11 protein-coding genes are annotated in these 10,408 nt (G+C 56.0%); 8 read left to right on the forward strand and 3 right to left on the reverse strand.

The genetic code is table 11. The features are described 5' to 3' along the window. Positions 1-10 precede the first annotated feature (10 nt). A complete protein-coding gene (gene qseC / locus ACVLVH_RS19125) occupies positions 11-1,342 on the reverse strand; it encodes a quorum sensing histidine kinase QseC (RefSeq protein WP_192414266.1) in 1,332 nt (443 codons plus the stop codon). After that, positions 1,339-2,001 carry a quorum sensing response regulator transcription factor QseB gene (qseB, locus tag ACVLVH_RS19130; RefSeq protein ID WP_137386813.1) on the reverse strand — a complete coding sequence of 221 codons (663 nt, stop codon included), beginning with the start codon at positions 1,999-2,001 and terminating at the stop codon, positions 1,339-1,341. Before qseB ends, qseC begins: the two co-directional genes overlap by 4 nt. 180 nt (positions 2,002-2,181) lie before the next feature. Here qseB and ACVLVH_RS19135 point away from each other — a divergent pair, with 180 nt between their 5' ends. From ACVLVH_RS19135 to rbsR, 7 genes are all read left to right on the forward strand, one after another. Next, on the forward strand, positions 2,182-2,577 hold the full coding sequence (locus ACVLVH_RS19135; protein ID WP_176973313.1) for a YgiW/YdeI family stress tolerance OB fold protein: 396 nt from the start codon (positions 2,182-2,184) through the stop codon (positions 2,575-2,577). Positions 2,578-2,749: 172 nt separating this feature from the next. Continuing rightward, positions 2,750-3,169: a D-ribose pyranase gene (rbsD, locus tag ACVLVH_RS19140; RefSeq protein WP_101763922.1), complete on the forward strand. Its 420-nt coding sequence runs from the start codon at positions 2,750-2,752 to the stop codon at positions 3,167-3,169. A 7-nt stretch (positions 3,170-3,176) separates the two neighbouring features. Beyond that, on the forward strand, positions 3,177-4,685 hold the full coding sequence (rbsA, locus tag ACVLVH_RS19145) for a ribose ABC transporter ATP-binding protein RbsA (protein WP_101763923.1): 1,509 nt from the start codon (positions 3,177-3,179) through the stop codon (positions 4,683-4,685). After that, entirely contained in the window at positions 4,682-5,653 is a 972-nt protein-coding gene (gene rbsC / locus ACVLVH_RS19150; protein WP_008106756.1) for a ribose ABC transporter permease, read from the forward strand. Before rbsA ends, rbsC begins: the two co-directional genes overlap by 4 nt. A gap of 26 nt (positions 5,654-5,679) precedes the next feature. After that, positions 5,680-6,555 carry a ribose ABC transporter substrate-binding protein RbsB gene (gene rbsB / locus ACVLVH_RS19155; protein WP_008106759.1) on the forward strand — a complete coding sequence of 292 codons (876 nt, stop codon included), beginning with the start codon at positions 5,680-5,682 and terminating at the stop codon, positions 6,553-6,555. Positions 6,556-6,619: 64 nt separating this feature from the next. After that, the gene (gene rbsK, locus ACVLVH_RS19160) at positions 6,620-7,549 is read left to right on the forward strand and encodes a ribokinase (protein ID WP_192414264.1); all 930 of its coding nucleotides are present in this window, start codon (positions 6,620-6,622) and stop codon (positions 7,547-7,549) included. Between the two features lie 13 nt (positions 7,550-7,562). Further along, on the forward strand, positions 7,563-8,546 hold the full coding sequence (gene rbsR, locus ACVLVH_RS19165) for a ribose operon transcriptional repressor RbsR (RefSeq protein WP_192414456.1): 984 nt from the start codon (positions 7,563-7,565) through the stop codon (positions 8,544-8,546). Here rbsR and mdtD read toward each other — a convergent pair. Next, complete coding sequence (mdtD, locus tag ACVLVH_RS19170) at positions 8,543-9,946, reverse strand: multidrug transporter subunit MdtD (protein WP_312462471.1); 1,404 nt, start codon at positions 9,944-9,946, stop codon at positions 8,543-8,545. The two genes, rbsR and mdtD, sit on opposite strands and share 4 nt — an antisense overlap. Between mdtD and ACVLVH_RS19175 the strand changes: the two genes are divergently transcribed. Continuing rightward, positions 9,885-10,097 carry a hypothetical protein gene (locus tag ACVLVH_RS19175; RefSeq protein ID WP_167391204.1) on the forward strand — a complete coding sequence of 71 codons (213 nt, stop codon included), beginning with the start codon at positions 9,885-9,887 and terminating at the stop codon, positions 10,095-10,097. The genes mdtD and ACVLVH_RS19175 overlap by 62 nt on opposite strands. Positions 10,098-10,408: the final 311 nt, after the last annotated feature.

Consider the following 10,408-nt stretch of genomic DNA (forward strand, 5'->3'; position numbering starts at 1 on the left):
GTTGTGCGCGTCACCAACTCAAGGTGACGCGCAATCCTCCGCTGGCGCGCTGGCTGAACTGCAAGCGAACGCCGTGCAACTGGGCAATATTTTTCACGATGGAAAGCCCTAATCCGCTGCCGGTTTGCGCCTGTCCTGGCGGTCGCCAAAAGCGTTCACCCAACCTTATCAACTGCTCATCGCTGACGCCTGGCCCGTTATCATCAACGGTAATGGCGCGGGCATTGAGCTGCACATCAATAGTGCTGCCCGACGGCGAATAGCGCAGCGCGTTATCCAGCAGATTGCGCACCATCAACCCCAGCAACAGCGGATGACCGTTCATCACCGGTTCGGCATGGCTGGTGAACTGCAAAGCGGTGTTTTGTTGTTCTGCCTGCGGGAAGTGCTCCGCCAGCAGGTTTTGCAGCAGCGGCGCCAGCGCCACCGGTTGAAACTCGCTGCGCAGATCGTCGGCTTCCACGCGTGACAGCGTTAAGAGCTGATCCACCAGACGCGTGGCACGCACGATGCCGCTATCCAGTTGCTGAATGGCGCGTTTGCGCATCGCCTCATCATCATCAGCCAGTTGAATCACTTCACTCTGCACGCGCAGCGCCGCCAGCGGGCTGCGCAGTTCATGGGCGGCATCGGAGGTAAAGCGACGTTCGCGCTGCACCAGATGCGCCATACGACTGAACAAACCGTTAAGTGCCACCACCAGCGGCTTCACCTCTTTAGGCAAGCGCGTGTCCGGCAATGGCGTGGCATCATCCGGCGCACGCTGATGCAGGGAAAGCGTGAGGCGTTTCAACGGGCGCAGCTCGAACCACACCAGCGCCAGTAGCAGCAGCAACATAAAGGGCATGGCAATCAGCCACGGCAGCAGGCTGCTGAGCGCCAGATCGCGCGTCATATCTTCGCGGTATTCCCACTCTTGCCCGACCACCACGCGATAGCGCTTATCCTCGGAGGTGAGCCACACCAGGCGCCAGCTGTCTTTATCGCCGCGCAGTCGTCCATCAACAAAGCCATCGCGCTGATGATCGAATTGCAGATCGCGGCCATTTTCGCCGTCGTTCAACAGCGGCTGGCCTTCCGCGCTGAAAATGGCAAATGCCAGCGCATCATCATCCTGATCGCCGCGGTGATGGCGCAGGATCGCTTTGGTTTTCGGCAGCGTCACGTCCTGCAGCGAGGTGGGATCGAGCGCTATCAGCCGTTTGGCGAACAGCATTTGCTGAGTATCAAACAGCTCGTTCACCGTATCGCGGGTTTGATGCCAGGCGCTGAGGCCGGCCAGGCCGCCGCACACTATAATCAGCAGCACAAAGCCGATGGCGAGGCGCAGAAACAGACTCATTCCGCCGCTCCCAGCGTATAACCGACGCCGTGCACGGTACGAATAAACTGGCTGCCGAGTTTCTTGCGCAGATGATGAATGTGCACTTCCACCGCATTGCTGGAGACATCTTCATCCCAGCTGTAGAGCTTCTCCTCCAGCTGACTGCGCGTCAGCACGCGGCCAGGATTACGCAGAAACAGTTCCAGCAGCGCCAGTTCACGGCTTTTCAGGCTAACGGGTTCGCCATCGCACAGCACGCTGTGGCTGCCGGGCGCCATTACCACGTTGCCGTGTTTCAGTTCCGGCTGCAGTTGCCCATGACGGCGACGGATCAACGCCTGCAAGCGTGCCGCCACTTCTGTTAATGCAAACGGCTTGCACAGGTAATCGTCGGCGCCGAGTTGCAATCCCTGTACGCGCTGATCGAGCGCATCGCGCGCGGTGAGAATCAGCACCGGCACATCGTGTCCTTGCTGGCGCCACTGACGCAGGATATCCAGACCATCGCGTTCGGGCAGCGACAGATCCAGCACCACTGCGTCCCAGGGCGCGGCGGTCAACGCCTGAAATCCGGCTTCGCCGGAGACAAACCAATCCACGCTGAAACCGAGCTTGGTCAACCCGACTTTCAAACCGTCGCCAATCAGCGTGTCATCTTCAATCAGTAAAATGCGCATCAACCCTCCTTCTATTAAGCGGAGTTATACGAAGCACAATTGCTCTTGTACAGCGAAAATCCCGGCAAATAGACTATTTTTCATGAATATTAGCCAAACGGATTCTCTTAAGATCCTGTTAAGAACCTTATGGTGAAATAGCTCCCGTAAACCGACACATTCATGGAAAAGAGGTGAATTATGAAAAAGTCTGCAGCTCTGTTAGCGATTGTCGCCCTGGCCGCCACGCCGGTTCTTGCCGCTCAGCAAGGTGGCTTTGTTGATCCCAATGCGCCATCCGCGCAGGTGAAGTCCGGTGGGTTCAAAGCCGACAACACCAGCGTTGTCACGGTAAAACAGGCCGAAGAGATGAAAGACGATAGCTGGATTACCGTGCGCGGTACGCTTGAGAAGCAAATCGGTGATGAGGATTATCAGTTCCGTGATGCCACCGGCACCATGAAAGTTGAAATCGATCATAAACGCTGGAACGGTTTGACCATCACGCCGAAGGATCAGGTAGAACTGACCGGCGAACTGGATAAAGATTTCAACTCCATCGAACTGGACGTGAAACAGGTACGTAAACTGCCGTAATCCCATCTTCGGGGCCGCAGCAGCGGCTCCAAAATCCCACCAAACTCAAATGCTCTCTGGCACAAGCGAAACGTTTCGATGGCGATCACATTTCCGTGATGCCGTCATTGAGTTGCCGTGCGCATTTTATACACTCCCGATCAGCGAAACGTTTCGCTGTGGAGTGGAATAAATGAAAAAAGGTCGCTTGTTAAACGCTGAAGTCTCACATGTGATTGCTCGCCTGGGGCACACCGATACGCTGACGATTGCAGATGCAGGCTTGCCGATTCCGGCCGGTCCACAGCGCATCGATCTGGCGTTAACGCCGGGTACGCCCGAATTTCTACAGGTAGTTGACGTTGTCACGCAGGAGATGCAGGTCGAAAGCGCCCTGATGGCGGAGGAGATTAAGCAGCACAATCCGCAGCTCCACAGCGCACTGCTCGCCGTGCTCGAAGCCTTGCAACAGCACCAGGGGAATGTCATCACCATCCGTTACACCAGCCATGAACAATTCAAACAACATACGCAGCGTAGTCAGGCGGTCATTCGCAGCGGAGAGTGTTCTCCGTATGCGAATGTCATCCTGAGCGCCGGCGTGACCTTCTGAGGCCGCTATGCAACCGTTATTGCAACTCAAAGGAATTGAAAAGTCGTTTCCTGGCGTGAAGGCGTTGAATGGCGCATCGCTGGCCGTTTATCCGGGACGCGTGATGGCGCTGGTGGGTGAAAACGGCGCGGGCAAATCCACCATGATGAAAGTGCTGACCGGCATTTACAGCATGGATGCCGGTTCCCTGCAGTGGCTGGGTAAGGATGTGGCGTTCTCTGGCCCGAAAGCGTCGCAGGAAGCAGGCATTGGCATTATCCATCAGGAACTGAACCTGATTCCGCAACTGACTGTTGCCGAGAATATCTTCCTTGGCCGCGAATGTGTTAACCGCTTTGGCCGCATCGAATGGAAAAAGATGTATGCCGAAGCGGATGCGCTATTAAAGCGCCTCAATCTGCGTTTCGACAGCCACAAGCTGGTGGGCGATTTGTCGATTGGCGATCAGCAGATGGTCGAGATCGCCAAGGTGCTCAGCTTCGAGTCGAAAGTCATCATTATGGATGAACCGACCGATGCGCTGACTGATACCGAAACGCTGTCGCTGTTCCGCGTCATCAATGAACTGAAAGCGCAAGGCTGCGGCATCGTCTATATCTCGCACCGCATGAAAGAGATCTTCGAGATTTGCGATGACGTCACCGTGTTCCGCGATGGGCAGTTTATTGCCGAACGCGCGGTGTGCGATCTCAGCGAAGAGAGCCTGATCGAGATGATGGTCGGCCGCAAGCTGGAAGATCAATATCCGCGTATCGATCAACAGCCGGGCGAGATCCGCTTAAAAGTGGAAAATCTCAGCGGTCCGGGCGTTGATAACGTCAGCTTTACGCTGCGCAAAGGGGAAATCCTTGGCGTGTCGGGTCTGATGGGCGCAGGACGTACTGAACTGATGAAAGTGCTGTACGGCGCGCTGCCGCGCAGCAAAGGCAAAGTGACGCTGAACGGCCGCGAGATCGTGACCCGCTCTCCGCAGGATGGCCTCGCCAGCGGCATTGTGTATATCTCGGAAGACCGCAAGCGCGATGGTCTGGTGCTCGGCATGTCGGTGAAAGAGAACATGTCGTTGACCGCGCTGCGCTATTTCAGCACTGGCGCGGGCAACCTGCGCCACAGCGACGAGCAGCTGGCGGTGGGCGATTTTATCCGCCTGTTCAACGTTAAAACCCCGTCAATGGAGCAGCCGATTGGTCTGCTATCTGGCGGTAATCAGCAAAAAGTGGCGATTGCGCGTGGCCTGATGACGCGCCCCGATGTGCTGATTCTTGATGAGCCGACACGCGGCGTCGATGTCGGGGCAAAAAAAGAAATTTATCAGTTAATTAACCAGTTTAAAGCCGAAGGGCTGAGCATCATTTTGGTGTCGTCGGAAATGCCGGAAGTGCTGGGCATGAGCGATCGCATCGTGGTGATGCATGAAGGCCATCTGAGTGGCGAATTTTCCCGTGAGCAAGCTACCCAGGAATCCCTGATGGCGGCGGCAGTCGGTAAGCAACACAGCGAGGAGTTAGTTGTATGAGCACCCAAACCTTACCCGCCAGCCGTCGTTGGTTTAGCAAAGCCTGGCTGCTGGAGCAGAAATCACTGATTGCATTGATCGTGCTGATTGCCGTGGTTGCCAGCCAGAGTCCGAACTTCTTCACGCTGGCCAACATGTTCAACATTCTGCAGCAGACGTCGGTCAACGCCATTATGGCGGTCGGCATGACGCTGGTGATTCTGACCTCGGGCATTGATCTATCGGTGGGATCGCTGCTGGCGCTGACCGGCGCGGTGGCGGCATCGATTGTCGGATTGGAGGTGAATGCGCTGGTGGCCGTTGCGGCTTCGCTGGCGCTGGGGGCGGCGATTGGCGGTATTACCGGCGTGATTGTGGCGCGCGGCAAGGTGCAGGCTTTCATCGCCACGCTGGTGATGATGTTGCTGCTGCGCGGCGTCACCATGGTTTACACCAACGGCAGCCCAATCAATACCGGTTTTAACGATAACGCCGATCTGTTCGGCTGGTTCGGTATCGGTCGCCCGTTGGGCATTCCAACGCCGGTGTGGCTGATGGTCGCGGTGTTCGGGCTGGCGTGGTACATGCTGCATCACACGCGCCTTGGTCGTTACATTTATGCGCTGGGTGGCAACGAAGCGGCTACGCGTTTGTCGGGCATCAACGTTAATCGCGTCAAAATCATCGTCTATTCGCTGTGCGGCCTGCTGGCGGCATTGGCGGGCACCATCGAAGTGGCGCGTCTCTCTTCCGCACAACCTACAGCGGGCACCGGTTATGAACTGGATGCGATTGCTGCGGTGGTGCTGGGCGGTACCAGCCTGGCGGGCGGTAAAGGTCGCATCATGGGTACGCTGATTGGTGCGTTGATCCTCGGTTTCCTGAATAACGGCCTGAATCTGATGGGCGTATCGTCTTACTACCAAATGATTGTTAAAGCCGTCGTCATTCTGCTAGCGGTGCTGGTGGATAACAAAAGCAGTAAATAACTCTGACCTTCACACAGGATTTAAAAATGAAAAAGTTAACTGCATTGGCCGTCATTCTTGGCGCCACCCTCAGTGCTGGCGCGATGGCAAAGGACACCATTGCTCTGGTGGTATCTACGCTGAATAATCCGTTCTTTGTGTCACTGAAAGATGGCGCACAGAAAGAAGCTGACCAATTGGGTTATAACCTCGTGGTGCTGGATTCGCAGAACAACCCGGCGAAAGAGCTGGCGAACGTGCAGGATCTGACGGTGCGCGGCACCAAGCTGCTGCTGATCAACCCAACTGATTCTGATGCGGTGGGTAACGCCGTGAAGATGGCGAACCAGGCAAATATTCCGGTGATCACGCTGGACCGCGTAGCAGCACAAGGTACCGTGGTGAGCCACGTAGCTTCTGACAACCGCTTCGGCGGCAAAATGGCCGGTGACTTCATCGCCAAAAAACTGGGCGATGGCGCGAAAATTATTGAACTGCAAGGCATTGCCGGAACCTCTGCGGCGCGTGAGCGCGGCGAAGGCTTCAAACAGGCAGCCGATGCCCATAAATTCAACATCCTGGCGAGCCAGCCTGCTGACTTCGACCGTACTAAAGGTCTGAACGTCATGCAGAACCTGCTGCAGGGACATCCGGATGTGCAGGCCGTCTTCGCTCAGAACGACGAAATGGCGCTGGGCGCGCTGCGTGCGCTGCAAACCGCCGGTAAAACCGACGTGCTGGTGGTGGGTTTTGACGGCACCGCTGACGGTGTGAAAGCCGTAGAATCGGGTAAACTGACCGCGACTGTGGCGCAGATGCCAGACAAGATTGGTGTGATTGGCGTGCAGACTGCCGATAAAGTATTGAAAGGCGAGAAGGTGCAGGCGGTTAATCCGGTTGACCTGAAGCTGGTGACCAAATAATAAGTAAAGAAAAGCAGGGCAACGCGCCACCGTCCTGGTGGCGCATCTTTCTGGATGAATCCCAATGACCACAAGCGCAAAACTGGCCGTTCTCGGCAGCATCAATGCCGATCACATCCTTAACCTCGCCCATTTTCCACGTCCGGGCGAAACGGTGATCGGGAAACAGTATCACATTGCTTTTGGCGGCAAAGGGGCCAATCAGGCTGTGGCTGCGGGCCGTGCCGGTGCAGACATTGCTTTTATTGCCTGCGTAGGCGCTGATGATATTGGCGAGCGTATTCGTCAGCAGTTGCAGCAAGACCGCATTGATACTGCACCGGTTGAAACCGTCGCAGATGAATCGACCGGTGTAGCGATGATCTTCGTAAATGGCGAAGGCGAAAATAATATCGGCATCTATTCCGGTGCCAATGCCGCGCTGACGCCGGCTCGCGTTGCGCAGCATCAGCAGGTGATTGCCGATGCTGATGCGTTGCTGATGCAGCTGGAATCTCCGCTGGAAAGCGTTCTGGCCGCCGCGAAGATTGCTCGCGCGCAGCAGACGCAAGTGATCCTCAATCCCGCACCGGCCACGGCGCTCTCTGATGAGCTGCTCGCGCTTATCGACATCATCACGCCAAATGAAACCGAAGCTGAAATTCTCACCGGCATCGCGGTAAAGAGCGATGAAGATGCCGCGCGTGCTGCTGCGGCATTGCATGCGAAAGGTATTGCTACCGTGTTGATCACGCTAGGCCGTCGCGGTGTGTGGCTGAGTGAGCAAGGTAACGGCGTGCGCATTCCGGGCTTCAGCGTGCAGGCCATCGATACTATCGCGGCGGGCGATACCTTCAACGGGGCATTTATTACCGCACGTCTGGAAGGTGTGGCGATGCATGATGCTGTACGTTTCGCCCATGCCGCCGCTGCGATTGCAGTGACGCGTCCGGGCGCGCAGCCCTCAGTGCCGTGGCGCACTGAGATTGACGCCTTCCTGCAACAACAGGACTAAGCGCTTGGCTACTATGAAAGATGTCGCCCGCCTTGCGGGCGTCTCTACCTCCACCGTTTCACACGTCATCAATAACAATCGCTTTGTCAGCGAGCAGGTGCGCAAAAAGGTGGAGCAGGCAATTCGTGAGCTGAACTATGCGCCGTCCGCGCTGGCACGCAGCCTGAAGATCAAACAAACCCGCACCATCGGCATGCTGCTGACCGCCAGCAGTAACCCGTTTTATTCCGAAGTGGTGCGCGGCGTAGAAAACAGCTGCTACGAACGCGGTTACAGCCTGATTCTGTGTAATACCGAAGGCGATGAAGAGCGTATGAATCGCAGCCTCGAAACGCTGATGCAAAAGCGCGTCGATGGTTTACTGATGATGTGCACCGAAACCCATCTGCCGTCGGCGGAGATCCTCAATCGTTATCCCTCGGTGCCGATGGTGATGATGGATTGGGCGCCATTTGAAGGGCGCGGCGACATTATTCAGGACAACGCGCTGCTCGGCGGCGAACTGGCAACCCAGCATCTGATCGATCGTGGCTATACGCGCATTGCCTGTATCGCCGGGCCGCAGGATAAAACGCCCGCGCGTTTGCGTCTTGAAGGTTTCCATAAAGCGATGGCCAACAGCGGATTATCGGTGCCGCCGGGTTATGTGGTTGATGGCGATTTCGAGTTTCAGGGCGGCTTCAACGCCATGAATCAACTGCTGACGCTGGATACGCTGCCAGAAGCGATATTTACCAGCAACGATGCGATGGCGGTTGGCGTCTATCACGCCTTGTTCCAGGCCGGATTGCGCGTGCCGCAGGATATTGCGGTGATGGGCTATGACAACATTGAGCTGGCGCGTTACCTGACTCCGCCGCTTAGTACCATCCATCAGCCGAAAGATGAGTTAGGTGAACTGGCGATTGATACCTTGATTCATCGTATGGGCGATCCCGACGCCAGTCAGCAAACGCTGGTGCTGACGCCGGAGCTGGTGGAGCGCGGTTCGGTCTAAGTCGCTTTCTTCTTTTTCTCGCGGTTGGCGATAAGATTACGCCCATCGCTCGGACGTAACATCATAAAGGTAAAGGCAGACAACACCGTGACGACGCCCATCGTCAGGAAGGTGGCGTGGAATTGCGCGACGGTTGTGGCCTCGACATCCTGATAGAAACGCAGCACTGCGGCACTCACCGCCACGCCAAAGCTGATCGACAGCTGCTGCGTTACCGCTAGCACACTGTTCCCGCCGCTGGCGTTCTCATCATTTAAATCTGCCAGCGTGATGGTGTTCATCGCGGTGAACTGCGTTGACATCGCCATCCCCAGAATCAACAGTGCCGCCAGCAACATCACCACGCTGCCACCCGGCGATTGCAGTGAGAAGGTGGCGATCAATATGCCAATAATAATGGTGATACCTACCAGCGTATGGCGATAACCAAAGCGGCGTAGCACTTGCGTCACCGTGGATTTCGCCAGCAGCGCGCCAATCGCCGTTGGCCCCATCATGCAACCGGCAATCAGTGCGGGATAACCAAAGCCCACCTGCAACATCAGCGGCATCAGGAACGGAATGCAGCCGGTTCCCAGGCGCGAAGCTATGTTGCCAATGATGCCGATCGAGAAGGTGCGGGTTTTAAACATTGGCAGATTAATCAGCGGTGCCGGATGGCGACGCGCGTGCACTATATAGAGAAGAAGTAATGCAATGCCGCCAAACAGCACCAACAACGCTTGCCACGGCAACACCACGCGCTCGCCAAACAACTCGATACCGACCGAGATCAGCACCAGACCCAAACCAAACAGCAGGAAGCCTGAAAAGTCGAAGCGGCGTTTTGGGGTAGTGAAGTCCGGCATATATTTGCGTGCGTAGAAGATGCCAGCGATACCGATGGGAATGTTGAGGAGGAATATCCAGTGCCAGCTGGCGTAGGTCACTAACAATCCGCCCAGCATTGGGCCCAGAATCGGGCCTACTAAACCCGGCATGGTAACGAAGTTCAGCACCGGCAGCAGTTCACTGCGTGGATAAGCGCGTAACAACGCCAGGCGCGCGACGGGCATCATCATCGCCCCGCCTATCCCTTGTACCACGCGCGAGACCACCAACATGCTCAGCGAGCCGGATAAGGCGCAGGCCAGCGAACCCAGCGTAAATAGCGATACCGCAAGAATGAAGATTTTGCGTGTGCCGTAGCGATCGGCTAACCAGCCACTCACTGGAATCAGCATCGCTACCGTTAACGTGTAACTGATGATGGCGGATTGCATGGCAAGAGGGGAACGTTCAAGGCTGGTGGCGATAGCAGGAAGCGCAGTATTCAGGATGGTGGCATCAAGTGCTTGCATGAAAAACGCCATGGCGGCGATCCAGGGCAAGCCGGCCATGCTGCGCGCGGAGCGAATCATTGAAAGTCCTTCTCGAATAATTGTCAGCCTGCGACAAAGAAATTACGTTTGGTTAAAGAGAATAGCATTGGTGTTTAAGGTGATGGCGCTGATTTATGCCGATGAAGCGGCGATTTTGACTGATTCTTCGCCGGGAAATGTCCGTTTTTAACGCGTTCGTTTAAAAAAGAGGCGCTCAGTCATTTTTTTGCAATTAACCCTTGTCAGCCCCAAATAACTCCCTATAATGCGCCACCACTGAGACGGCAAAGCGGCAACGCAGACGGCTCAGCAGGGAGTGAAGAAATTCATCCCGCCGGATGAAAACGCTGAAAAAAGTGTTTGACTCCGAAGGAGAGTAGCGTAGTATACGCCACCTCGCGACAGGCGGTTCAGCCGCTGTTCGCAACGCTCTTTAACAATTTATCAGACAATCTGTGTGGGCACTCGCAGGATTGATATCCGCGTCTCCGGACGCAAAAA

This window comes from Kluyvera sp. 1366 (assembly GCF_054823405.1).

Bases quoted from the DNA above. Each gene is read 5' to 3' on its own strand.
- rbsR (WP_192414456.1), top strand. From the start codon at position 7,563: ATGAAAGATGTCGCCCGCCTTGCGGGCGTCTCTACCTCCACCGTTTCA.
- qseC (WP_192414266.1), bottom strand. From the start codon at position 1,342: ATGAGTCTGTTTCTGCGCCTCGCCATCGGCTTTGTGCTGCTGATTATA.
- mdtD (WP_312462471.1), bottom strand. From the start codon at position 9,946: ATGATTCGCTCCGCGCGCAGCATGGCCGGCTTGCCCTGGATCGCCGCC.
- rbsA (WP_101763923.1), top strand. From the start codon at position 3,177: ATGCAACCGTTATTGCAACTCAAAGGAATTGAAAAGTCGTTTCCTGGC.
- rbsD (WP_101763922.1), top strand. From the start codon at position 2,750: ATGAAAAAAGGTCGCTTGTTAAACGCTGAAGTCTCACATGTGATTGCT.
- rbsK (WP_192414264.1), top strand. From the start codon at position 6,620: ATGACCACAAGCGCAAAACTGGCCGTTCTCGGCAGCATCAATGCCGAT.
- rbsC (WP_008106756.1), top strand. From the start codon at position 4,682: ATGAGCACCCAAACCTTACCCGCCAGCCGTCGTTGGTTTAGCAAAGCC.
- ACVLVH_RS19175 (WP_167391204.1), top strand. From the start codon at position 9,885: ATGAAAAACGCCATGGCGGCGATCCAGGGCAAGCCGGCCATGCTGCGC.
- ACVLVH_RS19135 (WP_176973313.1), top strand. From the start codon at position 2,182: ATGAAAAAGTCTGCAGCTCTGTTAGCGATTGTCGCCCTGGCCGCCACG.
- rbsB (WP_008106759.1), top strand. From the start codon at position 5,680: ATGAAAAAGTTAACTGCATTGGCCGTCATTCTTGGCGCCACCCTCAGT.
- qseB (WP_137386813.1), bottom strand. From the start codon at position 2,001: ATGCGCATTTTACTGATTGAAGATGACACGCTGATTGGCGACGGTTTG.